Raw genomic sequence first — 25,405 nt, forward strand, 5'->3', positions numbered from 1 at the left:
GTCGGCGCGAGGGCTACGATCAGCGCAGCCGGTCGCCGCCTCCCTCGGGCTGGGACGCGCCGACCGCCCCTTCGGCTTACGCACCTTCAGGATTCCCATGTCGCCTCGTCCCCCGGGCTCCCGACGCGGCCGCCGCCGCCTCACCGCCTGCGTTCTCGCCCTGACCACGGCGCTCGCCACCGTGGCCTCCCCTTCGACGTCAGCCTCCGCCGACGAACCCTGTGCCAACGGCTTCGTCGCCATCTCCTTCGACGACGGCCCTTCGGAGCTCACTCCCGACTACGTCCAGGCGCTCTACGACGCGGGATGGGTCCGCGCCACGTTCTTCCTCACCGGCGCGCACGCCCTGGAGTACCCCGAGCACGTCGACCTGCTCGCGCAGTACGGGCACTGGATCGGCAACCACAGCTTCTCCCACCCGTTCCTGGACGAACTGGACAGCACCGACGCGTTCAACGAACTGCTCGGCACCAACCAGATCCTGCTCTCCCAGACCGGGGTGGCCCCCACTCTGTTCCGGCCCCCGTACGGGCGTACCAACGCCGCCATCCGCGCGCACGCCACCACGCTCGGCATGACCGAGGCCCTGTGGACCGCCGACTCCTACGACTACAACGGCGTCACCGCCGAGGAGATCGTGGACAACGCCCTGGAGGTCGAGCCCGGCGGCATCATCCTGCTCCACGAGGGCTACGAGACCACGCTCGCGGCGATTCCCGACATCGTCTCCGGGCTCGCCGACCGCGGCATCTGCGCGGGCAAGATCGTTCCCACGACGACGCCGGTCGAGGCGTGGCCCGGCACGTACCACTACGCCGAGGCCGCCCACTGGTAGGACCCCTGAGCGCGGGCGACGGGCACACCCGTCGCCCGCGCTGCTGTCGTGGACGTGCTTGAGGGGCGCGTTAGCCGTGTCGTCTGCCTTAGTGGCTGCCCTCGTGGGTGGATGTCGTGCTGTGGGGGAGGTTCGGGGGGTTCGCGGTGGCCCAGGTGCAGATGGCGGCCAGGGGCTCCTGAAGGGTCTTGCCCAGGGGGGTGAGGGAGTACTCGACGTGCTGGGGGGCGCGTTCCTTGAGGACCTCGCGGTGGACGAGGCCGTCGGCCTCCATGCCGCGGAGGGTCTCGGTGAGCATCTTCTGGGTGATGCCGGGGACGCGGCGGCGCAGCTCGGAGTGGCGCTGCGGGCCCGCCAGCAGGCCGTAGACGAGCAGGATCCGCCACTTGGAGCCGAGCCGCTCCAGGGCCTGCCGGGTGGCGCACGCCTCCTCGAGCACATCCGGTATCACCAGTGACAAGGGGGCCTCCCCGAGGTGAAGGGCACGCGGAAGTGCCTTCTTTCCGGTCGTGGACGGGCCGCCTAACGTCCCGCTCATGACCGAGCTTAGAGCCCACCCTTACACGGCGGCAGACACCGGCATCCACCCCCACGGCTCCCTCCCGGAGACGACCAAGGGCGTGGGCCCGGAGGGCCGCGCCGATTCCGATGCTCTGGTGGAGGTCGGCGCCGGCCTCGACCGGCTCGTCGCGCTCGGCGCCGAACTCGTCGGGGAGGGGCGATGACGCGGCTCGTCTTCGGTGCGGCCGACCTTGTCGGGGTGCTCCGGCTGCCGTCGGGTGCCGGGCCGTGGCCCGGCGTGGTGCTCACCGGGCCGTTCACCGGGGTGAAGGAGCAGGTCGTCGGCCTGTACGCGGAGCGGCTGGCGGCCGAGGGTTTTGTGACCCTCGCGTTCGACCATCGCGGTTTCGGCGAGAGCGGGGGACGCCGCGGGCACGAGGACGTCCAGGGGAAGCTCGCCGACCTGCGCGACGCCTTCACGGTGCTGGCGGAGCGCGCCGACGTGTCCGGCGTCTCCGTTGTCGGCGTCTGCCTGGGCGGGGGCTACGCCGTCCGCGCCGCCGCCTCCGACCCGCGTGTCGCGGCCGTCGTGGGCATCGCCGGCGCCTACAACAGCCCCGCCCACATCGTCTCGGGCATGGGCGTGGCGAACTACCGTGCGGCCCTCGCGGGGTTCCTCGACCGCTACGACGAGCTGTTGCCCGCCGTCGCGCCCGACGGCGGCGAGGCCGCGATGCCCGGCGACGAGCCCTACACCTACTACGGCACCTCCCGATCCGCCTCCCCCCACTGGAACCCGCACGTCACCCACGGCTCCCTGCACTCACTCATGACCTTCGACGCCCTCTCGGCCGCCGACCTGCTCGGCGACACGCCCCTGCTCGTCGTGCACGGCCGCGCCGACGCGTACTGCTCGCCGGAGCTCGCCGAGGCGCTCCACGCCCGCTCGCCGGGCCCCAAGGAGATCCTGTGGGTCGACGCCAAGGAGCACATCGACCTCTACGACGTGGAACCCCACGTCACCACCGCCGTGACGGCCACCGCCGCCTTCCTCCACCGCGTGCGCACGGCCTAGCGCCGATGTGGCGCGCGCCGCCCGCCGCCCCCTTCCGCGACTGGCTACGATCAGGGCCGACGCCAGCTCCCACCCGGAAGGGAACCATGTCCGACCAGTACGAGGCGGTCTTCGCCCGCTACGACACCGACGGCGACGGCCAACTCACCGTCGAGGAGGTCACCGCCGCGATCGCCGGCATGTTCCCCGCCGCCGAGATCGACGACCTCTCCGGCATCATCAATGCCCTCTTCGCCGAGTACGACACTGACCACAACGGATACTTGGACGTCACCGAGTTCATCCCCCTCGCCAAGAACCTCCCCGAACTCAACGCCGACTGACCCCGGCCCCGCCCCCACCCCACGAACAACGACCGCCCGGCCCGCTCCGGCCCCGACCGAAGCGGGCCAGCGGCCTCAACAACTCCGCCGCCGACCTCCGACGGCGACGGCACAAGACTCTCGCGGTGGGTCGGCAGGAGGCCGGGAACGGGCCTGGAACGCGAAACAGCGCGGCTCGGGAGCCGCGCTGTTCGGTGGTGCGCCGCCAGGGACTCGAACCCCGGACCCGCTGATTAAGAGTCAGCTGCTCTAACCAACTGAGCTAGCGGCGCGTTGGGTCAAGGGTAGCGGGGGTGGGGGACTTGTGCGAATCGGGTGGTGCGGGCGGAACGGGCGATGTTGACGAGGCCGATGAGCCAGATGGGGTAGAGGGCGAGCCAGGCCAGGCGGAAGGCGGTGGGGGTGAAGGCGTTGGTGGGGCTGGCGAAGTCGAGGATGAGGCCCATGGCGAGGATCGCGCAGACGGCGGCGAAGAAGCCGCCTCCGTTGACGATGCCCGCGGCGACGCCGTGCCGTTCGGGCGGGTTGTGGTCGCGGGCGTGGTCCATGCCGATCATGCTGGCGGGCCCCCCGACGGCCGTCGTGACGGTCAGGAGGACGAGCAGCCAGAGCGGCGACTTGCCCGGCAGGAGCAGCACGACGGTCCAGTTGGCGGCGAGGACCAGCACGATGACGACGGCCGCGCGCACCCGTAGGGCGGGCCGTGGCCCCAGGACGTGCCCGAGGACGGGTCCGGCCGCCATGGCCGCGATGACGAACACCGTCAGCAGCGTCCCGGCCGTGGCCGGCGCGAGCCCCTGCGCGGTGACGAGGTACGGGAAGCCCCACATCAGGGCGAAGGCGTTGGCCGCGACCTGCGTGGTGAAGTGCGTCCACATGCCCAGCCGTGTCCCGGGGAGCCGCCAGGCGGCCTTCAGCGACGTCAGGAGCCCCGGGCGCGCCCCGGAGGACCCCGCGGCGGCCCGGCGGGACGCGGCGAGCACAGGGGGGTCACGGAGGACGAGCAGGCACAGCACCGCGACGACGACGCCGACGGCCGCCACGGACGTGAACGCCGACGTCCATCCGGGCCCGTGCAGGAGCGCGACGAGCGGTATCGCGCTGAGGATCTGCCCGATCTGCCCGAGCATGGCGACGAGCTGGGTGGCCAGGGGCGCGTGCCGTGGCGGGAACCACCCGTTGACGATGCCGAGCACGCTGATGAACGTCGTGGCGTCGCCCGCGCCTACGAGCACGCGCGCGCAGATCGCCCATCCGACGTCGGGGGCGAACGCCAGCAGTGCCTGCCCTCCGGCCATCAGGAGCGCGCCGATGACGATCGTCGTGCGCGGGCCGAACCTGTCGACCAGGATCCCTACGGGGATCTGGAGTCCCGCGTACACGAGGATCTGCAGGACGGTGAAGGAGGAGAGCACGCCCGCCGAGATCCCGAACCGCTCGGACGCGTCGAGGCCCGCGACGCCGAAGGACGTCCGGTGCAGCACCGCGGCGACGTAGGCGAGCACCGCGACGGCGCTGAGCACCCAGGCGGTGGTCAGCCGGTCCCGGGACGCGGGTGCGGGAGGGATCGGGGCGTTTGGCACGATCCATAACTTTATGGTTCGTTGACTCCGCCCCGTCCCCCAGGGTCAGATCCAGTACATGCGGCGCCTCCCCGTCCGTCCCCGTCGTCGGTCGATGAGGAGGATGCGCCACGTGGGCCAACGGTTGTCTTCCAGAGGGTAACCATTCGGTCACGCCGTGAAAGCGGGTGTCAGCCGATCGCGCGGTCGGCCAGCACCCCCCGCCACAGCGCGATGGCGACCGCCCGGTTGGGCACGCCGAGCTTGGCGTAGATCCGGTTGACGTGGTTCTTCACCGTCTTCTCGCTCAGGTACAGCTCGCGGGCGATCTCGCCGTTGGAGCGCCCGGAGGCGATGAGATCCATCACCTCCGCTTCCCGTGCCGAAAGCCCGAGCCCGGCCTTGGCCGCCGCCCGGACGGCCCGGATGAAGTCCATGGGGCCGCCCGTCTCAGCGAGGTCGGTGCCCAGGAGGAGCACCCTGCACCGCTTGTCCAACGCGGACGCGAAGACGGGGTCGTCCAGGACGACGACGTCCGGCCGCAGCCGCAGGACATGCGGAAGCGGGTCGGCGGGGGTGTCGCCGACCACCACTGTCTCGTCGGGGACGGAGAAGCGCGCCACCAGGTCCGCCCTGGTGCGTGCGTCCGCGTGCACCACAAGGACCCTCACGGGCTCCCGTCCGTCTCCCATCGTGCCCATCGCCGGCTCTCCCTGAGATCGCCCGTTCCGGAAGGGGGCATGCTAACCCCCCGGACGTGACCGGCGGTATACCTCTCAGTCACGGATCCCGCTGGGAGAACCGGCGGAAGGGCTCATCCGAGTTGAGGCATCACCTCGGACGCGACGAGTTCCAGGTGGTCCAGGTCGGAAAGGTCGAGTACCTGGAGATAGAGGCGGGTCGCGCCGAGCTCGGCGAACCTCCCGATCCGGTCGACCAGCTCGCCGGGGGTGCCCGCGAGCCCGTTCTGGCGGAGTTCGTCCACCTCGCGGTGGATGGCGGCGGCGCGCTGGGCGAGCTGCGCCTCGGTCTTGCCGCAGCAGACGACCTGCGCCGCCGAGTAGACGAGCTCGCGGTCGGCGAGCGCCCGCACCCGGTCGAAGGCGGCGCCGGTGTCGGCGACGGAGTGGAACGGCACGTTGTACTCGGCGGCGAACCGTGCCGCAAGGGCCGGTGTCCGCTTGCGCCCGACGCCTCCGATGATGAGAGGCGGGCCGCCCGCCTGGACGGGCTTGGGCAACGCGGGCGAGTTCCTGATCCGGTAGTGGGCGCCCTCGTAGTCGAACGCCCCCTCGGCCCGCCAGAGGCCGGTGATGACCTCCAGTTGCTCTTCGAGCCGGTCGAAGCGCTCCCCGACGGGCGGGAACGGGATGCCGTAGGACTCGTGCTCGGCGAGGTACCAGCCCGCGCCCAGGCCGAGCTCCACACGTCCGCCGCTCATGTCGTCCACCTGGGCGACGCTGATGGCGAGCGGCCCGGGGAGCCTGAAGGTGGCGCTTGTGACGAGGGTGCCAAGGCGGATCGTCGAGGTTTCCCGGGCGAGGGCGGCCAGTGTCAGCCAGGCGTCGGTGGAACCCGGTAGGCCGTCGCCTCCGCCCGCGATCTTCTGATAGTGGTCGGATCGGAAGAACGCGCCGAAGCCCAGGCGTTCCGCCTGCTGGGCGACGGCGAGGAGGTCGCCGTAGGCGGCGCCCTCCTGGGGTTCGGTGAAGATACGGAGTTCCATGCGGGGGACCTTCCCTGACGATGTCGACACGGTTGCCAAGCTGTTTCCGTTTACGTCTTAATTTCGGCCAAATGTCACGCTAAGATCATCCCTTCTGTGAACTGAGTCACACTACGAGGGAAGCGTGTATGGGTGGGCTGAAACGGCGCCGCACGCGCTCCATCCGGCGGATGATCGTCTCACTGCTGGCGGTGCCGGTGGTCGCGCTCGTTGTGCTGTGGGGCGTCATCCTGTCGGTGACGCTCCAGGACAGCCTTCGCCTGCTGGCGGCGCGGGACTACGTGACGATGGTCGTCGAGCCGGTGCGGAATCTGACGATCTCGCTGCAGGCCGAGCGCCGCATGTCGATGGCGTTCCTCGGTGAGGACCCGGCGATCGGCCCGACGGGCCTGCAGGCCCAGCGCGCCATCACCGACCGGACGGCGAACGCCGTCAGGGCGCACACCGGCTCCGGCGGCTACCAGCGCGCGACCAACGAGCTGACGCGCACCAGGACGCGCGACCTCCTGGACCGGATGGCGGGCATCGACGAGCTGCGCCAGGCCGTCACCACCAACAAGATCGACCGCGCCGACGCGCTGCGCCAGTACACCGACTTCATCGTCGCGGCGAACCTCATCTACGACGCGGCCGAGGCGGGCGACGGCGAGATCCACCGCGACACCCGCGTCCAGGTGAGCCTCGCCGACGCGTTCGAGCTGCTCAACTACGAGGACGCGCTGCTGGCCGGGGCGCTCACCGCGGGCGCGCCGACGCCCGCCGAGCACGCCGCGTTCGTCAAGACGGTCGGCGCGCAGCGCGCGCGGTACGCCGAGCTGATCCGCCAGATGAACCCGGCGGACGCCGCGAAGCTCAACACTCTGCACAAGTCCCAGCATTACCGAACCTTCTCCACCCTTGAGGACGCCCTCATCGCCGACCGCGGCACCCCGCGGGCGCCGACCGTGGACATCGGCACCTGGCGCACCGCCGCCGAACGCTGGCACAACGACCTGACGGCCTACGCCTCCGACACCCAGGCCGAGCTGGCCGCCCGCTCCTACACGTGGGCCAGGGACCGCCTCGTCCGGCTCACCCTGATCACGGGCGTGGGCTTCGCCGCGATCGTCATCGCCGTTGTCGTCGGCTACCGGCTCGCCCGCCGCCTCATCGTGGAGAACCGCAGCATGGTGCGGGAACTCGACACGTTCACGCACGAGAAGCTCCCCGCGATCCCCGCGCTCGTCCAGGAGGGCGCCGAGATCGAGCTGGAGTCCGACGTCCGCGAGGGCGACTACACGATCGCCGAGATCGCGCGCGTCTTCGAGGCGTTCGACACGTCGCGGCGCGCCGTCATCGCCGCGACCGTCAGCGAGGCCGCCGCCCGGCGCGGGCTGAGCGCGGTGTTCGTCAACCTGGCGCGGCGCAACCAGGTGCTGCTGCGGCGGCTCCTGCGCCTCCTGGACGGCATGGAGCGCAAGGCGGCCACCCCCGAGGACCTCGACGACCTGTTCGCCATCGACCACCTCGTCACCCGCATGCGGCGGCACGCCGAGGGCCTGGTCATCCTGGCGGGCCAGTCGACCGGACGGACGTGGCGGCGGCCCGTCCCGCTCATGGACGTGGTCCGCGGCGCCGTCGCCGAGGTGGAGGACTACACCCGCGTCAAGGTGTCGCCCGTGCTGCCCGAGGCGGCGCTGTCCGGCACCGTCGCGGCCGACGTCATCCACCTGCTGGCCGAACTCGTCGAGAACGCCCTCATGTACTCGCCGCCCGAGATGCGGGTGGAGGTCACCGGGCACCTCGTCGCGCACGGCCTCGCGGTCGAGATCGAGGACCGCGGCCTCGGCCTGGACGAGGCCAAGCTCGCCTCGTTCAACGAGACCCTCGCCGAGGCGCCCGACTTCGACCTGTTCGACAGTGCCCGGCTCGGCCTGTTCGTCGTGGCGCGGCTGGCCAAGCGGCACGAGATCCGGGTGCGGTTGAAGCCGTCGCCCTACGGCGGCGTCACCGCGATCGCCCTTATCCCCGGAGCCCTGCTCGCACAGCAGGAGCCCGTACCAGTGCCCCAAGCCGCGCCGGAGCCTCCCGGCGTGGACCCTGGGGCGCAGGAGAACCGACACAGGGTGCGGCCGGAACCCGTCGTCGTCAAGGTCCCCGACCGGGAGGGCGAGCTGCCCAAGCGGGTGCGGCAACGCAGCCTCGCGCCGCAGCTGCGCGCCCAGGGCGGCGACGGGACGGCGACCGCGGAAACCGGCGAGGAAAGGGACGCGGCCGCGTCCGGGCCCGGGCAGCCCGTGATCCGGCCGCCGGAAGAGGCACGCAGCGTCCTGTCCGCGATGCAGCAGGGCTGGCAGCGCGGGCGGGCCGAAATTCAGGCGCGTGAGGAAGGACGGGAAGACCGTGAGCGCTGATTTCACCTCCCAGGGGGACCTCAACTGGCTGCTCGACGCGATGCTCGACCGGGTGGTCGAGGCGCGGCACATCGTGGTGCTGAGCGGTGACGGGCTTCGCATCGCCTCCTCGCGCGGGCTCCTGCGGGAGGACGCCGAGCACCTGTCGGCCGTCGCGTCGGGCTTCCAGAGCCTGGCGCGGGGCACCGCCGAGCACTTCGGCGCGGGCGGCGTCAGGCAGACCATCGTCGAGATGGACGGGGGCTTCCTCTTCGTGACGGCGGCCGGGCACGGGGCGTGCCTGGCGCTGCTCGCCGAGGATGGCGCCGACGTGGGCGTCATCGCCTACGAGATGGCCTTGCTCGTCAGCAGGGTCGGCGAGCACCTGTCCGCGCAGTCGCGGGTGCCGGGCCGCTGACGTGGACGAGCCCGCATGGGCCGAGGAGGACGCCGGCCCGATAGTGCGCCCCTACGCGCTGACGGGGGGCCGAACCCGCGACGAGTCGGGCACGGCGCTCGACCTCGTCGATCTCGTCGCCCCGGGTGACGTCGAGGCCACGGCAGCGATGTCCCTGGGGCCCGAGCACCAGCTCATCCGGCGGATGGCCGGCGAGCACCCCTCGGTCGCGGAGGTCGCCGCCGACCTCGATCTTCCGGTTGACGTCGTCCGGGTGCTGCTCGGCGACCTCCTGCGGTACGGGCTGATCCGTGTACGCAAGCCCGCCTCCGTGTCGCGCCTGCCGGACGCGCGCCTGCTCAAGGAAGTGATGGATGGACTTTCAGCGCTCTAGCCAGGACCAGGACCCGGTGGCCATCAAGATCATGGTCGCCGGGGGCTTCGGCGTCGGCAAGACGACACTCGTCGGGGCGGTCAGCGAGATCAGGCCGCTGCGCACCGAGGCGCCGCTCACCGAGCGGAGCGAGGGCATCGACGACATCGACCACGTGCGGAGCAAGGCGACCACGACGGTCGCGATGGACTTCGGCAGGATCACCCTGCGCGAAGGGCTCAGCGTCTACCTGTTCGGCACCCCGGGGCAGGACCGCTTCTGGTTCATGTGGGACGAACTGGCCACGGGCGCGCTCGGCGCCGTCGTCCTCGCGGACACCCGGCGGCTCGCGGACTGCTTCGCCTCGGTCGACTACTTCGAGGAGCGCGGGCTGCCCTTCGTCGTCGCGGTGAACTGCTTCGACGGGGCCAAGCGCTACAACTCCGACACCGTGCGGTCGGCGCTCGACCTCGACCCGCGGGTGCCCGTCGTGCTGTGCGACGCGCGGATGCGGGAGTCCGCCAAGAACGCGTTGGTGACACTCGTCCGGCATGTCCTTGAGCGTACGGAGCGTCCGGAATGAAGCGGATCACCGCGGCCGCGACCGCCGTCGTCGCGTCCCTCGCCCTGCTCACCGGCTGCTCCGACGGCTCCCGGGTGCCCGCGCCGGGCACGCCGGGCGTCACCGAGGCGGCGTGTCCGCGCCCGGTGAACCCCGGCAACGGCTGCATCTACCTCGGCACGCTCGCCGACCTCTCGGGGCCGTTCAGCCCGCTGACGACGCTCACCACCGACGGCCAGCAGGCGTTCTGGGACCGGGTGAACAAGCAGGGCGGCATCGGCGGCTACGACATCGACGTGCGCACCTACCTGCGGGACACCCGCTACGACGTCGCCACGCACGAGCGGCTGTTCAACGAGACCAAGGACGACGTGCTCGCGTACGCCCAGATGGTCGGCTCGCCGCACACCCTGAAGGTGCTGCCCCAGATGGAGAGCCTGCAGCTCGTGACGACGCCGGTGAGCTGGAGCTCGCAGTGGGCGTTCGCCACGAACGTCGTCGAGTCGGCGGCGAACTACTGCTTCGAGTCGATGAACCTCATCGACTACGCGGCCGAGTACTTCCCGCTCGAGGACCAGCCCTTCAAGATCAAGAACGTGGTCTCGGTGCACTACGCGGGCGAGTTCGGCGCCGACTCCGCGGCGGGCGCCAAGCTCGCCGCTACCCGGCACGGGTACGGCTTCACCGACATCGTCCTGGAGACGAACGGCGGGGCGGGGGCCGTCGAGCGGGTGCTCAAGGCCAAGCCCAGCCTGATCGTCATCGCGACGACGCCGACCGACGCGTCCGCGCTGATCACCGGGGCGATCGAGGCGGGGTACAAGGGCAGGTTCCTCGGCAGCACGACGAGCTGGCACCACACCATGGCGCAGTTGCCCGGCGTGCGGCAGCAGCACTGGCTGGCCGGCCCCTGGTGGCCGTTCGCCTCGGACTCGCCCGGCCACGCCGCGATGCGCCGCGAACTCGGCGACGTCGTGCCCGACGACGCCTATGTGAGCGGCTGGGCGTTCTCCTACCCGCTGGCCGCCGCGCTGCGCGCCACCGTGGCCTCGGGGCCGCTCACCCGCGCCCGGCTGCTCGAGGCGGTGCGCGACCTCAAGGGCGTCGACTACGAGGGCATCCTCCCGGCGGAGGCGGGCGACCTGACGCGTCCCTACCGGGGGAACGTGATCAGCAGGCCGGACACCCGGGAGTACACCGGGGTGCGGGTCGTCACCGACTTCTACGAGGGGGCGACGGCGGAGGGGCACGCGCTGAACTCCGCCTGCTACAACGCGGTGAGCTGACCGGGCTCACCGGGCCACCCTGGGCCGTGCGCGGCGGACCGGGTGGTGACGGAAGGGCGGGGGGCGTCTCCGGCGCTCCCCCCTCTTCCCGAAATGCTTCCTGAAATGCCTGATCTTTCCTCTTTGCGGACCTTTCCGGACGGGGGCGGGGGTAGGGATCTGGACGACAGGGACCGTTTCGGGGGAGTGGCCCATGAACATCGGACAGAGTTTTCAGAGCATGTTCGACACCGTCGTGCGGACACTGCCGCAGATCGTCGTGTTCGTCGTTGTGCTCGTGGTCGGCTGGATCATCGCGAAGATCCTGCGGAACGTCGTCACCCGGCTGCTGCAGAAGGTGCACTTCGACCGGCTGACCGAGCGCGGCTTCGTCGGCCAGGCGCTCTCCAGGAGCGACTACACGGCGTCGGGCCTGGTGGGGACGCTCGTCTACTACGCCATCCTGCTGGTGGCGCTGCAGATGGCGTTCGGCGTGTTCGGCGCGAACCCGATCAGCGCGTTCCTCACCGCGATCGTCGCCTGGATCCCCAGGCTGATCGTCGCGATCGTGCTCGTCGTGATCGCCGCCGCGGTCGGCCACGCGCTGAAGAACATCACCAACGCGGCGCTGGGCGACCTCTCCTACGGGCGGCTGCTCGCCAACATCGTCGAGATCTTTGTGGTCGCGCTCGGTGTGATCGCCGCGCTCAACCAGATCGGGGTGGCGACCGCGATCACTGGCCCGGTGCTGGTGGCGGTGCTGGCGACCGTCGGCGCGATCCTGGCGATCGGCCTCGGCGGCGGGCTCATCCGGCCGATGCAGGCGCGCTGGGAGCGCTGGCTGGAGGGCGTGGAGCGCGAGACCCGCTCGCGGCGGGGCGGCGCGCGCGAGCGCGGCCGTGAGGACGCGATGCGCGGCGAGGGCGTGGCGTCGGGCATGCCGCACGACGCCGGGGCGACGAGCCCGGCGGGCACCGGCGGCCGGGGCATGGGCGGCACGACCGGCACCGGCACCGGCACGGGCGGCAAGGGCCAGGGCGGCGACCCGTGGCAGGGCCAGCGCCCGCCGCAGACGCCCTAGCGCCGGGACGCACCACCCAAAAGCCGCGAGCAGTCCGAGCAGTCCGAGCAGTCCGAGCAGTCCGAGCAGTCCGAGCAGTCCGAGCATTCCGAGAAGCCCGGGGGACCGGGCCGCAGGGACGCTCTTCCGAGGCCGTCTCCGCCTTCACCCAGGCGGGACGGCCTCGATCATGCGCTGCACGGCGAGCATCCGCTGGGCGTGCCAGTCAAGGCGTGGGCCGAGTGTCCAGCCCGTCTCGGCGCAGCCGCTGAGGAAGCCGTCGAGGTACTCCTGGAGCGTCTGGCGGCTGGTCTCCAGGCCGCTGGTCTGCAGGATGTCGCGGACGGCCGCCGCGTGCTGGTCGGTGGCGGCGCGCAGGCCGGGGGCGAAGCCGATCCGGTCGAGCGGGCCGAGGGGGGTCATCGAGGGGGTCTCTCCAGGCATGGCACTCACTCTAAGTCAAGTTCGCGTCAAGAGAAAATCCGGGGGTAAATAATTAGCGAAACCCTGCAAATAAGGGCCATTTCAAGATCTGTCGGATTAACCGGCGGGGTACCTCCCCGGCATGGACACTGCGGCGACGGACTTCGACGTGCTCGTGATCGGCAGCGGTTTCGGCGGCGCGGTCGCCGCGCTCCGGCTCACCGAGAAGGGCTACCGGGTCGGCGTCCTGGAGGCGGGCCGCCGACGCCGCAGGGCCGAGCTGCCCGCCACGTCATGGCGGATCCGCGACTACCTGTGGAACCCGGCCCTCGGCCTGCGCGGCATCCAGCGAACGGCGATCATGCGCGGCGACCGGGGCGGCCGGATGGTCGTCCTCGGCGGCGCGGGCTGGGGCGGCGGATCACTGATCTCGGCGAACGTCTTCCAGCGGCCCGACGACGGGTTCTTCACCGCCCCGCAGTGGTCGCACATCGCCGACTGGAAGAGCGAGCTGGAACCGTACTTCGACCAGGCGGCCCGGATGTTCGGCGTCGTGGAGAACCCGACGACGACCGCCGCCGACCTCCTGCTGCGCCAGACCGCCGCCGAGACGGGAGTCCCCGACACCTTCCGGCGCGCCTCGGTCGGCGTGTTCTTCAACGACCCGCCCGGAACCCAGGTCTCCGACCCGTACTTCGGCGGCTCGGGGCCCGCCCGCCGGGGGTGCATCGAGTGCGGCGAATGCATGACGGGCTGCCGTCACGGGGCCAAGAACACCCTCCCGGAGAACTACCTCCATCTCGCCGAACGCGCCGGGGCCGCCGTGTTCCCCTCCTGCGAGGCGGTGGCGGTGCGCCCCGACGCGTCCGGAGGGTTCACCGTCGAGTGCGTGCGCCCAGGGCCCGTGCCGTCGGGGCGGCGGACGTTCCGCGCGCCCCAGGTGGTGCTGGCCGCCGGGACCGAAGGCACCCTGCGGCTCCTGCACCGGATGAAGGCGGCGCGGCTCCTCCCCAAGCTCTCCGACACGCTGGGCACGTTCTGCAGGGCGGCGCCGATGACGGTCCGCGCGCTCACCGGGCCCCCGGAGACCCAGGTGAACCGGGGCGTCGCCGTCACCTCGTCGGTGATGCCGGAGGCGGGCGTCCGCCTTGAACCCGTCCGCTACGGCAGCGGCTCGAACGTCGTGGGGCTGCTGCGCGGCCCGCTCGTCGACCCCGGCGCGAGGGCCAGGTGGCGCAAGGCGCTGCGGCAGGTCGCCGCCGATCCCGCGAGCGCCCTGCGCCGGCTCGACCAGCGCCGCTGGTCCGACCGCAGCGTCCTGCTCATGGCCACCAGGACGAAGGCCGCCGTCTTCACCGTGTTCGAGGAACGCACCCTGACGGGCTTCCGCCTGCGCTTCCGTGAGCCGCGCGCCGGATCGGAGCGCTTCCCGCAGGTCCGTGGGACGGTCCGCGTCATGGCCCGCCGGATGCACGCCAAGGCGTCGGGTTCGCTCCTCGACCTGTTCGGGGTGCGCGCCACCGCCTACTTCCTGGGCGGCTGCCCCATCGGAGTCTCCCGCATCACCGGGGTGATCGACCCCTACCACCGCGTCCACGGCTACCCGAACCTGCACGTCGTCGACGCCTCCGCGCTGACCGCCGACCCCGGCACCGGACCCGCGCTGACGATCACCGCACAGGCCGAGCGGGCGATGGCGCTGTGGCCGAACAGGGGCGACCCCGACCGCCGTCCGGCCCAGGGCGACGCGTACGTCAGGCTCGCGCCGGTCGCCCCGCGCCGTCCCGTCGTGCCCGAGACGGCCCGTGGCGCCCTGCTGCTGCCGCTGCCCATGGTCGGGGTCGGCCCGGACCCCGACGAGGCGCCCGGCTGGGGCTGAGCGCCTCCGCGCCCCGGGTTCAGGAGTGCGGCGCGGCGCGGTGCGCGAAGGCCAGGTCGATCATCTCGGTGCCGCCGTGGTCGGGGAACCGCTCGGTCATCGCCGCCCTGTAGGTGTCGGCGTCCGCGTCGGCGAAGTCGCGGGCGATCGTGAGGTAGTCGGTGACGGCGGTCCAGATCTCCGGGCCCACGGGGGCGCCGTGGCCGGGCAGGATCGTCTCGTAGTGCTGGCTCGTCAGCCGGGAGAGGTTGGCCTCCCAGCCGGCGAAGTCCCGGTCGGCGAGCCACAGGTGCACCCGGTCGCTCACGACGTCCTGCGCGGCGAGGATCCGGTGCTCGGGCAGGCCCACCACCAGCGTGTCGGCCACCTCGCCGCCCCGCAGATGGTCGAAGACGAACGGGATGCCGTCGATCAGGTCGGTGCCCTCCACCACCTTCACGCCCGGCATGACGTCGGCGAGGGGCACGGCCCGGCCCGACGGGTCGGTGAGATCGCCCATCGCGCCGATCGCGGTGATCGTCTCCGGGAGCGCGTGGATCGGGACGCCGAAGCGGCCCGCGCCCTGGAAGTGGTCCGGGTGGGCGTGGCTGATGATCAGCCGGTCGAGCGGCTTGCCGAGGCCCCGCGCGTACTCGACCACCTCGTCGGCGTACTCCAGCGTGAGCTGGCCGTCGATCGCGATGATCCGCTTAGGCGTCTCGATCAGCTGCGTCGTGACGTGCAGACCGTCGGCGGGCGCCCGGTAGCTGTGCGCCTTCACCTGCCCTTTGCCGACGACGGTGACCGTCCCCTTCATCTCGCCCCCCGAGGTCCGTCTCCTCACTCCGTCATATCGGGCCGCATCTCGACGCGACCACTCCGAAAGGGTCGGCGCAGCGTCAAGGACTCCAAGGAGGCGGCGCGAAAGAAGATCCCTCGAAGGGTGACGTCTCAGGGCCGGACGCCTCCCAGGGGGACGCCGCGTCCAGGCACTCGTCCAAGGCGATGGCGGCGCCTATGAGCGCGATGTGCGTGAACGCCTGCGGGAAGTTGCCCAACTGCTCGCCTGACGGCCCGAGCTCTTCGGCGAACAGCCCCACATGGTTGGCATACGTGAGGATCTTGTCGAACGTGTACTGGGCGCGCTGCACCCTGCCCGAACGGGCCAGGGCCTCCACGTAGAGGAAGCTGCACAGGTTGAACGTCCCCTCCTCGCCGAGGAGGCCGTCAGGGGAGGCCGCCGGGTTGTAGCGGTAGACGAGGCCGTCGCTGACGAGCTCGCGGTCCATCGCGTCGAGCGTGCTCGTCCAGGCCGGGTCGCGCGGGGACACGAACCCGACGCTCGGCATGAGCAGCAGCGAGGCGTCCAGGACGTCGGTGGCGTAGTGCTGGACGAACGCGCGCCGCTCCGCGTGCCAGCCGCGCTCGACGATCTGGCGGTAGACGGCGTCGCGTGCGGCCCACCAGCCCTCGATGTCGGCGGGCCGGGAGTGCTCGAACGCGTGCCGGATGCCCCGGTCGAACGCGACCCAGGTCATGAGGCGGCTGTAGGTGAACTCCTGCCTGCCGCCGCGCGTCTCCCAGATGCCCTCGTCGGGCCGGTCCCAGTGGACGGCGAGCCAGTCCAGCACGTCGGCGAGCGCCTGCCAGCCGTGGACCTGGGCGACGCCGGGGCCCTGCGCGAGCGCCCACGCCGCCTCGCCGTAGATGTCGAGCTGGATCTGGTTCGCCGCCGCGTTGCCCGCCCGGACCGGCGTGGAGCCCCGGTAGCCCGCCAGGTGGGGGAGCGCCTCCTCGGTGAACCGGGTGTCGCCGTCCACCCGGTACATGATCTGGAGCGGCTCGCCGGAGGCCGTCCCGCCCGCGTCGAGGCGGTCGCGCATCCAGCGGCGGAACGCGTCGGCCTCGCGGGTGAAGCCGAGCTCGATGAGCGCGCGCACGGAGAGGGAGGCGTCTCTGACCCACGTGTAGCGGTAGTCCCAGTTCCGTTCGCCTCCGATCTGCTCCGGCAGGCCCATCGTCGCGGCGGCTATCGGCGCGCCGGTGGGCTCGTAGGTGAGCAGCTTCAGGGTGATGGCCGAACGGTTCACCATGTCGCGCCAGCGGCCCCGGTAGCGGCAGGGCCGCAGCCAGCGGTGCCAGAACTGGCGGCAGGCGTCGAACGCGGCCCGCACCTCGGGTTCGGACGGCGCGGGCGGCGGCCCCGACGACGAGCTGGTGAGGATGACGGCGGCCTTCTGCCCGGCCGTCAGGGTGAACGTCGAGGTGACGTCGTCGCCGTCCCGCGTGAGCTCGACGGGCCCGAGCGAGTCCAGGTGGAGGTCGAAAGCGGGGCCGTGGAAGACGGCGGCTCCCCTTGCGGGCTGTTCCAGGGTGTGCGGGGCGCGTCCGTAATCGAAGCGCGGGCGGCACTCCAGGGTGAACCGCATGGAGCCGCGCACAGTACGGGCCACCCGGATGAGCCGGTGGGTGTCGGTCGCGGGGGAGTCCGCGAGCGGCACCATGAAGTCGACGACCTCTCCCACGCCGTCCGGTGACATGAAGCGCGTCAGGAGGATGGCGGTGTCGGACAGGTACAGCTGACGCGTCGAGTCAGCGCGCGCGGACAGCGCGCAGAAGCCGCCGAGCTCCCTGTCGAGGAGAGAGGCGAAGACGCTGGGGGAGTCGAACCTCGGCACGCACCACCAGTCGAGCTCGCCCGCGCCCGACACCAGCGCCGCCGTCTGCAGGTCGCCGACCATGCCGTGGTCGCCGATCTCCGGATAGTCCGTCATCGCGGCACCCCCGTTCGCCGTCTTGTCCCTGGTGTCCCCCGCGCGCCGCGAAGCCAGGAACCCGGTCATACGACACATTCCCGGAATTTCGCTTTTGTCATGGGCGGCGGGTGTCGGGTCCGGCGAAAGCGCAGGTCGGCCGGGGCGGGTGCGGCAGTGGAGCGGTCCAAAAAGCGAATCGGAGGGGAAGAGTGTGATCTAGGTTTCTTTGTAGTGAGCTGACCTGATTGCTTCGATCTTGTTACGCTCGCCGGGCCTTATTGATCCCTTACGTGAGGAGACGCTCATGCGACGTTTCATCACCGTGGCGGCACTGTCCCTGGCCTTGGCCGCGGGACACGCCGCCGTGGTCTCCCCGGCCGCCGCCGCATCTCCCGGCGCTGACGGGTTCGGTGTCGAGGACACCGTGATCCGGCAGGGGACGATCTCCGGTGCTGAGGTGCTCGCCCAGGCCCGGCGCGACGGCACCCGCTACACCGCCGCCGAGGCCGAGGCCATCCGCAAGGCCCCCTGCCGCTGGTACGAGCGCCAGCAGGGCCGTCGCGCCTCCAAGAAGGGCCGCTGGCTGATCTGGGTGAAGGTACGGCTGAACTGGTGCTACGACGGCTACCAGGTCGTCTCGGCGAAGGCCAAGTACCGCAGCTACACCTACGACCGCGCCACGTGGCGCTGGCGCGGCTGGGCCAAGAAGCGTCTCACGCACACCGGCTCCTGGAGCTCGGTCACCACCCGCACCCAGGGCAAGTTCTACTACACCGGCAACGGCCGCACCTACAAGCCCTGGGCCACCATCCAGGGCAACTTCGACGGCGGCTACCGCTGGTGGGCCGGCGGCTGACCCCCACGAGGGCCCGGCCCCCGGGCCCTCCCCCAAACAAAAAGGCACTGGCCGTCACCGACGCCCAGTGCCTTTCACTTCGGGGTGGATGACCGGGCTTGAACCGGCGACACCCAGGATCACAACCAAGATCATCCGCCCGAACCCCCCTGCTGACGTGCTCAGGCCCAGCTAGGAGGCCACATCCAGCATCGCGTGACCTCGGCTGACCGCGTCAACCCGAGCATGATCACCCCCAAGCCGCCCCCACCATGTCGGGCCCAGGCGGCCCTAGGTCAACGAGAACACTCGTTCGGCGCTCCTCCGCGCGGGACGGGCCTTCGTGCGTTTCCGGCCTTTGCATGACCACGCGAACGCTTCCGCCTCATCGTGGGGGCGATGAGGCATGTCCGGGGGTGATGAGATCTACGCTCGTGCGAGGGAGATCGCCATGGGCAGAGGGACGGCGTGGAAGCCGCGCTCGGCCGCGCGGGCGTAGGAGTCGCTGCCGGGGATCTCGGAGAGGCGGCCGGTGAAAGGTGTGGAGGGGAGGTCTCTGGCGGACCAGCACCCCGCGGTGCTGAGGATCAGCTCCTCGCCCACGATCGGGGCCACGCGCATGGTCGCGTCGATCTTGGTGGTCTGATCGGGCGGGGATCCACGCCAGATGATCGCCAGCATTCTGCCATCGGGTGCCCAGAGGGCGCCGCTGTCGGTTCCTGGGAACGGGCCGCTCCGTCCGCGTGCTCCGGAGATCCAGGCGGAGAAGCCGGTTGCTACCGGTGGGCCCGCAAGCACCTGGACGGAGTCCAGTCTGGCCTCGGCGAAGATCTCCGGACCATCGGAGGAACGGCCGGTCAGGGTCGCCCGGGCGATGACGATGGTCGCTCCCGCGCGCCGTGCCTCGGCGAAATCGTCTTTCAGCGGCCTGTTATCGCATCCGGAGACGGGCACGTCGGCGCTGGCCTCCGGAGAAGGCGAGTTGGTCTTCGATAGAAGGGCGCCCAGGGAGCCCTGCGGAAGGGCGTTCGGGGAATCGTCTACTTCGCCCTGGGACAGGTGCGGCCATATGAGGATGGCCGATCCGGTCACGAGGATCGCTGAGGCGCATGCCGAGGCGATGCGCATGTGGGTGCGCCGCCGTCTTTTCGATCGGACCTTCGCCATGACGGATGCCTGATCGGGAGCCTTTGATGTCAGGGCATCGCGAAGCTGCTGCTGATCCATCGGGTCAGTACCTCTCTATCGGTGCCTTGTCGGACAGACGGAGGGCCGCCCGCGCTTGAGATGCCTGCGAACGGACCGTGGCCGGGGAGCAACCGAGCGCTTCGGAGATCTGTCGGTCGTTCCAGTCCGCCAGGTATCTCAGCGCGATGACGGCCCGTTGTTTCGGTGAGAGCCGGGAGAGGAGACGCTGGACTTCGTCCCGGTCGACCACCTGGTCGCTGCCATCTGGGACGGCACGATCGAGAAGACGGTCGTCACCGGACGGGGCGGTTTGCCGGCGCGCCGTCTTCCGCCGATCTGAAAGGTAGGTCGTGACGATCACGCGCCGCACGTAGGCCGACGGTTTGTCCATCGCCGAGATCCTGCTCCACCGGTCGGACACCTTCAGGAGCGCGTCCGCCAGAACGTCCTCAGCGGTGTGAACGTCTCCCGTGAGAGCTCCGGTGAATTGAGCAAGGGCGGCGTATTCGCTGTTGACGAAGCCCTCGAAGTCCATGGATTCCTTCCCGCCGAGGTGTGAGCCTCGTCGTACTAACGTCACCGGGCGGCCGAGGTGTGCAGCCGGAGCGGAGGATTGTCACGCCGAGGCGAGGGAGCCCACGCAACGAGCGGCCGGCCGGGTCGCGTGGCGACCCGGCCGGCATCAGGAGGGTGGCGTTCACGGCCTGCTGGTCAGCGGCTTCTCGGCCGTGCTGGCAGGGTGGCCGGGAGGGTCATCCGGTCCTGAGGCTGGAACCCGAGAATCCGTTGAGGATCCGCTGGATCGACGAGAAGAGGACGCTGGAATAGCACGAGTTCCCCGTGGCGTGGATGCTGGGGCAGGTCACCGCAGTACCGATGACGCCCGCCTGGATCATGCCGGTGGCGTACACCTGCGTGCCGTTGCTGAGCGGGACGAAGACCGGTCCACCGCTGTCTCCCCCGACCGCGGCGGTCTTACCCGACGCCTGATTGCCCCGGATGGTACGGAAGCTCCCGAAGCCGTCGTTGAAGGTGACGTTCAGGTTGCCGACATTGATCCCGCAGTGGACACCGGAGTTCCCGCCGCTCGTGCACACGACGTCATTCAAGCTGAGCGCGACCTTGCCGACCACCGTCTTACGGTATTCCTGCTGGCTCCAGGTCCCGTCCCAGATCAGCGGGCTTCCGGTGGCGGTGAGCATACGGGCCGCGCCATCGGTCGACGTCGCGATCGACGCTCCGAGCGTGTTGCTGTTGTCGTACATCCGGTAGTCGTTGCGGTTGCAGTGCCTCGCGGTGATGGTTCGGGCGTTGCCGTTCGCTCCGTAGATGCCGAACCCCGTACTGCAGATGGTGTTGTTGCCGGGAGAGCGCATGAAGGCGCCGGCGTTGAAGGGCGCGGAATCGGTGCTCCTTCCGACGAGAAGATCGGCCCCCGGATTCTCGGAGACCTCGACGGGAACGCCGCCGATGCTGTCGGGAATGGCCGCCGAACTCTTCACCATGTCCAGCGCCGTCTCCGCATGGACGACGATGTTCTCTTGTCCGACCGTCGGCCCATCGATCTGGGTGATCTTGACTCCGTCCCACGTCCCTTTTTCGGACGCGACCAGGATCGCGTCGATGACTCCGTCGACCTGGGCTCTGGTGTACCTCCACGACTGGAAGGACACGGCGATTCCGCGCCGGGCCCCCTCGGCCTTGATCTCGGCGCGGAGGGGCGACGACCCGGACCAGAGCAGGCGGGTGCTCTTCTCCGTGGCATTATTCACGGATTCGAAATAGCCGCTGTCATCGATGCCGGGAAGCTCCAGAATCCAGCTCTTGAAGAGCTGAAGCTGCTCCTGATTGCCGAGAAAATCGGGCCCTACCTCGGCGATGAACTGATCGGTAGCGGATGTTCCCGCTTGGTTCACCGCGGCTGGACCCGGATCGTCCGCGACGGCGGGGCCAGTCGCGGCAGGGATGAGCAGGACGATCACCGCGAGGGTGACCCCGAAAGCGTTACGCCCCATTCCATGTATTTTGCTTCGGCTCATGATCAGCAGCTTTGTGGTGATGGTCGGCGGCACTACCACAGAATTCTGAACGGCAGCTAACGGAGGCCGTCATGAGGGGTAACGACAGGGGTCGGTCGATATTCTAATTGTCCATTGATGTTCATTTGGAAGTCGCCTAGAATTCTCACCCCAGAAATTGGGGAAGGTCGCATCCATCGCATCCGACGTGTGGAGCCTTTAAACTCCGGATTCGCGCGTGGGAGTCCAGCAGGGGATGACTGCAGCCTCGCTCAATATGGGGGACGTTACCGATCGTTGCGACCGGCCCGGGTCGGGTATCGGGGGCCCGCATAGCTGATGGTGAGCACGAGCTGGCGATCGGCGAGGGATCGCTAGCCATGGACCAGGGCCTGGCCGACAGCGACTGGTCCTGCGACGGCGGCTTCGCCTAGAGCATCTTCCACCTCGCGTTTCTGGCCTCTTGACGCTCCAGCCGTTGCTACTCGGTCGCCCTCCCGCCTCTCGAGGGCGGGAAGCCGGTCTGGTTCGGCGGGGGGAAGCTCGCCCCTGACCTCACGCTGCCCCGGCTGCGGACGGGCTGGCAGGGGAGCGACCCTGCCCGCGCGGTCGAGGCGTGGGAGGCCGCGGCCCTCGGAGCGACTTCGCCTCGGCAGCTCCCGGCCGGGGACTTGAGCGCGTGGGCGGACGCCATCGACCGGGTCAACGTGTTCGCTGACCGGCTCGAAAAGACGCCGTCCTCCCACACGGTCGTGTGGGCGCGAGCGGCGCGTGAGACCGCCGGCGTCTACGCGGTGTTGTGGCGCCGGATCGAGGTCGACCGGCCGGGCCCGCTCGCTGGAGCCGTCGACGCCCTGGCCCGCTCCGCCCAACACCGCCGACGTGGGGTAGGGGATGCCTACCACCGGCCACTCTGCGGTGCCGCACGCGTCGTCCAGGCCGCCGTTCCGCGCATCACCGGCCGCGCCCACCAGGCGTGGATCGCCCTGGTGAAGGCCCTGGTCCGGCTGGTCGGCGTGATCCTCGAAGCCAACCGGGCACAAGGCCAGGCCCTGCGCGCCGTCCAGCTCGCCGATGCCCGTCAAGCCCAGCTTGATCGCGTCCTGCGGCGCGGCGTCCAGCCTCGCCCGCAAGCCCGACCCGCCGCTCACGGGATGACTGACTGGGAGATGGACCACGTCGCCAACGCGATCCGGCTCCTCAACGAGATCCACCCGCAGGAACTCCTGCGACGCGGCGACAGCACCCGCTCCAAGGCACCGCGCCCCAACCCGATGCTCAGCCCAGAGCGGGGGTTCGGCTTGTGACCACTCGCCCTAGGCATCTCAGCCCCTGCCAGCCGCTGAGCTGTAGGGGCAAGACCTTGCCCACCGCACTGGCCGACCTCTCCGACGCCCGGGGCAACGCCTTGCCCGTCTCAGCCCCCAACCGGCCGGACGGGGTTCGGACCTTGCCCACGCAGCTCAACGCCTTGACCGGAGCACCACCACCCCGGCCGGGGGCCGCCCGCCGACCAGCGACGGCCCCGCCCTGGTTCCGCAGCGGCGCGACACGAAGCCCACGGAACGGCCCCACAGAGGAGGCCAGATGAGCAGGAACCCCAAGAACGCGCTCCCGCCGATCCCGGCAAGCCAACTCCCCGCCGGAGCCCTACGGTTCAACGGCCGCCGCCTCGCCTCGATCATCTGCCCCACATGCGGCAACCTCCCCACCCTCGACCGCCGCTGGGTCATCAACACCCACCACCGCCCCGGCAACCAGCCCCACACCACCCGCCGATGCCCCGGCAGCAGACGACAGACTGAAACGTGGGGAGGTCGGAAGGACCCCCGTCCTTCCGACCTCCCCACACGCCGGGGATGACGCAAACGGTGACCTCGATCAGGGCTCCGGTGCAGGCGGATCGGCCGACGCGGACGAGCTCCAGGACGGGCATCGCCCGCGGCGTCTCAACCAGCCGGGCCTCGTCAGCGCTCGGCATCCGGACACTCCTCATGGACTTCCTCAACACCGCGGGTAGCCGCCGCTGCACCTGCACCAATACGGAGGAACCCTGGTGCCTGGGGATGGACTACGTGTTCCTCACGCCGTCGCGGGCTCACCACCGGCGCTCGAACTACAGCTCGCGCTACATGCGCCCCGCGATGGACGGCTGGTTCCCGAAGAACGAGGGGGAGCGGCGCCCGAAGCCCGCCAAGCCCGTCCTGGTCGACTTCACCGACGGCTGGCCCGGCCGGCCCGTCCTGGCCCGCCGCCGAGCCCGGCAAGCCGTTCGCGCGGCGTCTACAGCCACGTCAGCCCCACCATGCGGACCCGCCTGATCGACGAACTCGAAAGGCTCTGGGAGCAGTCCCTGAAGGACCGAGCGAAGCTTCACCCGACCTCACTCGTGCCCGTTTTGGACCGGCTGTTGAAGGGGCTCTAGAGCAAGATCACCCCCAACTCGCCCCCAGAATCGGACATTGGGAAAAGGCAGAGGCCCCGTCGCTGGAGCGACGGGGCCTCTGGGCTTGGGGTGGATGACCGGGCTTGAACCGGCGACACCCAGGATCACAACCTGGTGCTCTGCCTACTGAGCTACACCCACCATGTCGCTTCGAGGTGAAGCGGCGAGAAACAGTGTAGCGGGTTTGGGGAGGTGGTCGTCACCGGATATCGGGGGCCTCGGCGATCACCTTGGCGGCGAGGGTGCGGGAGGTTTCGGTGTCCGGGCCGGGTTGGGGGACGAACACGGCGGCGCGGTAGTAGCGCAGCTCGCGGATCGACTCGGCGATGTCGGCGAGGGCGCGGTGGCCGCCCTTCTTCTCCGGGCTGGCGAAGTAGACGCGCGGATACCAGCGGCGCGACAGCTCCTTGATCGAGCTGACGTCCACCATCCGGTAGTGCAGGTGCGCGTCGAGGGCCGGCATGTCGCGGGCCAGGAAAGACCGGTCGGTGGCGATCGAGTTGCCGCACAGCGGCGCCTTCTTCGGGTCGGGCACGTGCCGCTTGACGTAGTCGAGCACCGCCGTCTCGGCCTCGGCGAGCGTGATACCGCCGGGAAGCTCCTTCAGCAGGCCCGAACTGGTGTGCATGTCGCGCACCACCTTGTTCATCTGCGTCAGCGACTCCTCCGGCGGCTTGATGACCAGGTCGACACCCTCGTCGAGGATGTTGAGCTCGGGATCCGTCACCAGGACCGCGATCTCGATCAGCGCGTCCCGGCTCAGGTCGAGCCCCGTCATCTCGCAGTCAATCCACACCAACTTGTCGGCTGCCATCTGCCCTCTCACCTGCGGAAACGTCATAGAGTGACGTTTCGTGCATCCACCAGAATCCAGGGAAATCCAGACGCGTCGCAGCACGGTCGCAGCACGGCCCGTGGCCTCGGCTGACGGCTCCGCAACGCCTCTCACCCCCGGTTCTGGCTCACCACAACGCTGTTGAATAACGACCCAACCCTACGCCCGGCTTTGTGGTCTCCGTGACGGCATTCCAGCCGTGCGCGCGGGGCCGCCGCTCCCGTCCGGTCGGCAGGACGGGACGGGAGCGGCGCCGCGGTTCGCCGGGCGGCGGGTCAGACCGTGACGTTCATGCAGTAGGTGATGACGAGGACGTTCATCGCGTTCACCCCCGTGGACTCGGTGAACCCGAACTGCCACGCGACGAAGTCGTCGGTGATCCGGTCGCCGGTGACGAGGAGCGTGCCGGTGCCCGCGGTGGTGAACTGGCCGTTGATCGGAAGCGTGCCGGCCGGGCAGTTGCCGCCCCGGACCGTCGCGCTCCCGCCCGCCGGGATGGTGGCGACCGTGCCGATGCCGAAGCTCAGCACCGGGCCGGGGCCCGCGGGCCCCTGGGGTCCGGGCGGGCCCTGCGCGCCGGGCGCGCCGTCCACACCGTCCACGCCGTCGGCGCCGTCCGCGCCGTCCGCACCCGCGGGCCCCTGCAGCCCGGGAGGCCCAGGGGGGCCCACGGGACCCTGCGCCCCGGGGGGCCCCTGTGGGCCCTGCGGTCCGGGAGGGCCGGGCGGGCCCACGGGCCCCACCTGGCCCTGGTGCCAGCAGTGGGTGGCGACGCGGGTGAGGTCGCTGAGGTCCTCCCCCTCGACGCACGGCGTGGCCGCGCGGGCGGGGACGGCGAAGGACAGGGCGAGCACCGGTGCCGCCACGGCCGTCGCCATCAGCGCCGGGGCGACCGATTTCAGAGTGATCATGTTCGGCTAGGTCCCCGCCCGAGCCGGGAAGGATCAGCCAAGATCAAGAGTTTTTGGCAGGCTTGACCATCCTGTCGTGGATCT

Annotated in this window: 26 protein-coding genes and 2 tRNA genes; 14 read left to right on the plus strand and 14 right to left on the minus strand. The window is 70.4% G+C overall.

The features are described 5' to 3' along the window. Positions 1 to 97: 97 nt before the first annotated feature. Positions 98 to 835, plus strand: a complete 738-nt coding sequence (locus LO762_RS26555) for a polysaccharide deacetylase family protein (protein WP_230618760.1) — start codon at positions 98 to 100, stop codon at positions 833 to 835. A gap of 88 nt (positions 836 to 923) precedes the next feature. Here the strand turns inward: LO762_RS26555 and LO762_RS26560 are convergent, their stop codons facing one another. Further along, a complete protein-coding gene (locus tag LO762_RS26560) occupies positions 924 to 1,286 on the minus strand; it encodes a helix-turn-helix domain-containing protein (protein ID WP_230618967.1) in 363 nt (120 codons plus the stop codon). 85 nt (positions 1,287 to 1,371) lie between these two features. On the opposite strand from LO762_RS26560, the gene LO762_RS26565 reads away from it, so the two are divergent. From LO762_RS26565 to LO762_RS26575, 3 genes are all read left to right on the plus strand, one after another. Then, positions 1,372 to 1,560: a hypothetical protein gene (locus tag LO762_RS26565; protein ID WP_230618761.1), complete on the plus strand. Its 189-nt coding sequence runs from the start codon at positions 1,372 to 1,374 to the stop codon at positions 1,558 to 1,560. Beyond that, complete coding sequence (locus LO762_RS26570) at positions 1,557 to 2,411, plus strand: alpha/beta hydrolase (RefSeq protein WP_230618762.1); 855 nt, start codon at positions 1,557 to 1,559, stop codon at positions 2,409 to 2,411. Before LO762_RS26565 ends, LO762_RS26570 begins: the two co-directional genes overlap by 4 nt. An 86-nt stretch (positions 2,412 to 2,497) precedes the next feature. After that, positions 2,498 to 2,734: an EF-hand domain-containing protein gene (locus tag LO762_RS26575; RefSeq protein WP_230618763.1), complete on the plus strand. Its 237-nt coding sequence runs from the start codon at positions 2,498 to 2,500 to the stop codon at positions 2,732 to 2,734. 195 nt (positions 2,735 to 2,929) lie between these two features. Here LO762_RS26575 and LO762_RS26580 read toward each other — a convergent pair. The 4 genes from LO762_RS26580 to LO762_RS26595 all read right to left on the minus strand — a co-directional run bounded on the left by LO762_RS26580 (position 2,930) and on the right by LO762_RS26595 (position 6,022). Next, a tRNA-Lys gene (locus LO762_RS26580) sits at positions 2,930 to 3,006 on the minus strand. Positions 3,007 to 3,012: 6 nt separating this feature from the next. Further along, a complete protein-coding gene (locus tag LO762_RS26585) occupies positions 3,013 to 4,317 on the minus strand; it encodes a nitrate/nitrite transporter (protein WP_230618764.1) in 1,305 nt (434 codons plus the stop codon). Positions 4,318 to 4,487: 170 nt separating this feature from the next. Continuing rightward, complete coding sequence (locus LO762_RS26590) at positions 4,488 to 4,997, minus strand: response regulator transcription factor (protein ID WP_230618765.1); 510 nt, start codon at positions 4,995 to 4,997, stop codon at positions 4,488 to 4,490. Positions 4,998 to 5,110: 113 nt separating this feature from the next. Then, positions 5,111 to 6,022 (minus strand): LLM class F420-dependent oxidoreductase, encoded by a 912-nt coding sequence (locus tag LO762_RS26595; RefSeq protein ID WP_230618766.1) that lies wholly within the window; start codon positions 6,020 to 6,022, stop codon positions 5,111 to 5,113. A 128-nt stretch (positions 6,023 to 6,150) separates the two neighbouring features. Here LO762_RS26595 and LO762_RS26600 point away from each other — a divergent pair, with 128 nt between their 5' ends. The 6 genes from LO762_RS26600 to LO762_RS26625 all read left to right on the plus strand — a co-directional run bounded on the left by LO762_RS26600 (position 6,151) and on the right by LO762_RS26625 (position 12,072). Further along, positions 6,151 to 8,415, plus strand: a complete 2,265-nt coding sequence (locus LO762_RS26600; RefSeq protein ID WP_230618767.1) for an ATP-binding protein — start codon at positions 6,151 to 6,153, stop codon at positions 8,413 to 8,415. Then, a complete protein-coding gene (locus LO762_RS26605; protein WP_308104611.1) occupies positions 8,405 to 8,812 on the plus strand; it encodes a roadblock/LC7 domain-containing protein in 408 nt (135 codons plus the stop codon). The genes LO762_RS26600 and LO762_RS26605 overlap by 11 nt, the downstream gene beginning before the upstream one ends. Before the next feature lies 1 nt (position 8,813). Further along, positions 8,814 to 9,185, plus strand: a complete 372-nt coding sequence (locus LO762_RS26610) for a DUF742 domain-containing protein (protein WP_230618768.1) — start codon at positions 8,814 to 8,816, stop codon at positions 9,183 to 9,185. Beyond that, entirely contained in the window at positions 9,166 to 9,747 is a 582-nt protein-coding gene (locus tag LO762_RS26615; RefSeq protein WP_230618769.1) for an ATP/GTP-binding protein, read from the plus strand. Before LO762_RS26610 ends, LO762_RS26615 begins: the two co-directional genes overlap by 20 nt. Next, positions 9,744 to 11,012 (plus strand): ABC transporter substrate-binding protein, encoded by a 1,269-nt coding sequence (locus tag LO762_RS26620; RefSeq protein ID WP_230618770.1) that lies wholly within the window; start codon positions 9,744 to 9,746, stop codon positions 11,010 to 11,012. The genes LO762_RS26615 and LO762_RS26620 overlap by 4 nt, the downstream gene beginning before the upstream one ends. Before the next feature lie 193 nt (positions 11,013 to 11,205). Then, the gene (locus LO762_RS26625) at positions 11,206 to 12,072 is read left to right on the plus strand and encodes a hypothetical protein (protein ID WP_230618771.1); all 867 of its coding nucleotides are present in this window, start codon (positions 11,206 to 11,208) and stop codon (positions 12,070 to 12,072) included. A gap of 144 nt (positions 12,073 to 12,216) precedes the next feature. Here the strand turns inward: LO762_RS26625 and LO762_RS26630 are convergent, their stop codons facing one another. Beyond that, entirely contained in the window at positions 12,217 to 12,495 is a 279-nt protein-coding gene (locus LO762_RS26630) for a DUF6401 family natural product biosynthesis protein (RefSeq protein ID WP_230618772.1), read from the minus strand. Positions 12,496 to 12,616: 121 nt separating this feature from the next. Here LO762_RS26630 and LO762_RS26635 point away from each other — a divergent pair, with 121 nt between their 5' ends. Then, positions 12,617 to 14,353, plus strand: coding sequence for a GMC oxidoreductase (locus tag LO762_RS26635; RefSeq protein WP_230618773.1), 1,737 nt, complete (start codon positions 12,617 to 12,619; stop codon positions 14,351 to 14,353). 19 nt (positions 14,354 to 14,372) lie between these two features. Here the strand turns inward: LO762_RS26635 and LO762_RS26640 are convergent, their stop codons facing one another. Both LO762_RS26640 and LO762_RS26645 read right to left on the minus strand, forming a co-directional pair. Then, positions 14,373 to 15,149, minus strand: a complete 777-nt coding sequence (locus LO762_RS26640; protein ID WP_230618774.1) for an MBL fold metallo-hydrolase — start codon at positions 15,147 to 15,149, stop codon at positions 14,373 to 14,375. A gap of 82 nt (positions 15,150 to 15,231) precedes the next feature. After that, positions 15,232 to 17,106, minus strand: coding sequence for a glycoside hydrolase family 15 protein (locus LO762_RS26645; RefSeq protein ID WP_230618775.1), 1,875 nt, complete (start codon positions 17,104 to 17,106; stop codon positions 15,232 to 15,234). 286 nt (positions 17,107 to 17,392) lie between these two features. Here LO762_RS26645 and LO762_RS26650 point away from each other — a divergent pair, with 286 nt between their 5' ends. After that, the gene (locus LO762_RS26650) at positions 17,393 to 17,944 is read left to right on the plus strand and encodes a hypothetical protein (RefSeq protein ID WP_230618776.1); all 552 of its coding nucleotides are present in this window, start codon (positions 17,393 to 17,395) and stop codon (positions 17,942 to 17,944) included. A gap of 405 nt (positions 17,945 to 18,349) precedes the next feature. Here LO762_RS26650 and LO762_RS26655 read toward each other — a convergent pair whose 3' ends face one another. The 3 genes from LO762_RS26655 to LO762_RS26665 form a co-directional block, all read right to left on the minus strand. Beyond that, positions 18,350 to 19,150 (minus strand): hypothetical protein, encoded by an 801-nt coding sequence (locus tag LO762_RS26655; protein WP_230618777.1) that lies wholly within the window; start codon positions 19,148 to 19,150, stop codon positions 18,350 to 18,352. Between the two features lie 4 nt (positions 19,151 to 19,154). Beyond that, positions 19,155 to 19,646: a SigE family RNA polymerase sigma factor gene (locus LO762_RS26660; RefSeq protein ID WP_230618778.1), complete on the minus strand. Its 492-nt coding sequence runs from the start codon at positions 19,644 to 19,646 to the stop codon at positions 19,155 to 19,157. Positions 19,647 to 19,863: 217 nt separating this feature from the next. Continuing rightward, positions 19,864 to 21,183, minus strand: coding sequence for a S1 family peptidase (locus LO762_RS26665; RefSeq protein ID WP_230618779.1), 1,320 nt, complete (start codon positions 21,181 to 21,183; stop codon positions 19,864 to 19,866). A 617-nt stretch (positions 21,184 to 21,800) separates the two neighbouring features. Between LO762_RS26665 and LO762_RS26670 the strand changes: the two genes are divergently transcribed. Both LO762_RS26670 and LO762_RS26675 read left to right on the plus strand, forming a co-directional pair. Further along, on the plus strand, positions 21,801 to 22,436 hold the full coding sequence (locus tag LO762_RS26670; RefSeq protein ID WP_230618780.1) for a hypothetical protein: 636 nt from the start codon (positions 21,801 to 21,803) through the stop codon (positions 22,434 to 22,436). A 552-nt stretch (positions 22,437 to 22,988) separates the two neighbouring features. Beyond that, a complete protein-coding gene (locus tag LO762_RS26675) occupies positions 22,989 to 23,450 on the plus strand; it encodes a hypothetical protein (protein ID WP_230618781.1) in 462 nt (153 codons plus the stop codon). Positions 23,451 to 23,640: 190 nt separating this feature from the next. Here the strand turns inward: LO762_RS26675 and LO762_RS26680 are convergent. From LO762_RS26680 to LO762_RS33225, 3 genes are all read right to left on the minus strand, one after another. Further along, positions 23,641 to 23,716 (minus strand) — tRNA-His (locus tag LO762_RS26680). Positions 23,717 to 23,774: 58 nt separating this feature from the next. Next, on the minus strand, positions 23,775 to 24,389 hold the full coding sequence (orn, locus tag LO762_RS26685; protein ID WP_230618782.1) for an oligoribonuclease: 615 nt from the start codon (positions 24,387 to 24,389) through the stop codon (positions 23,775 to 23,777). 296 nt (positions 24,390 to 24,685) lie between these two features. Next, the gene (locus LO762_RS33225) at positions 24,686 to 25,321 is read right to left on the minus strand and encodes a hypothetical protein (RefSeq protein ID WP_230618783.1); all 636 of its coding nucleotides are present in this window, start codon (positions 25,319 to 25,321) and stop codon (positions 24,686 to 24,688) included. Positions 25,322 to 25,405: the final 84 nt, after the last annotated feature.

The sequence above is a fragment of the Actinocorallia sp. API 0066 genome, assembly GCF_020991275.1.
GTDB lineage: Bacteria > Actinomycetota > Actinomycetes > Streptosporangiales > Streptosporangiaceae > Actinocorallia.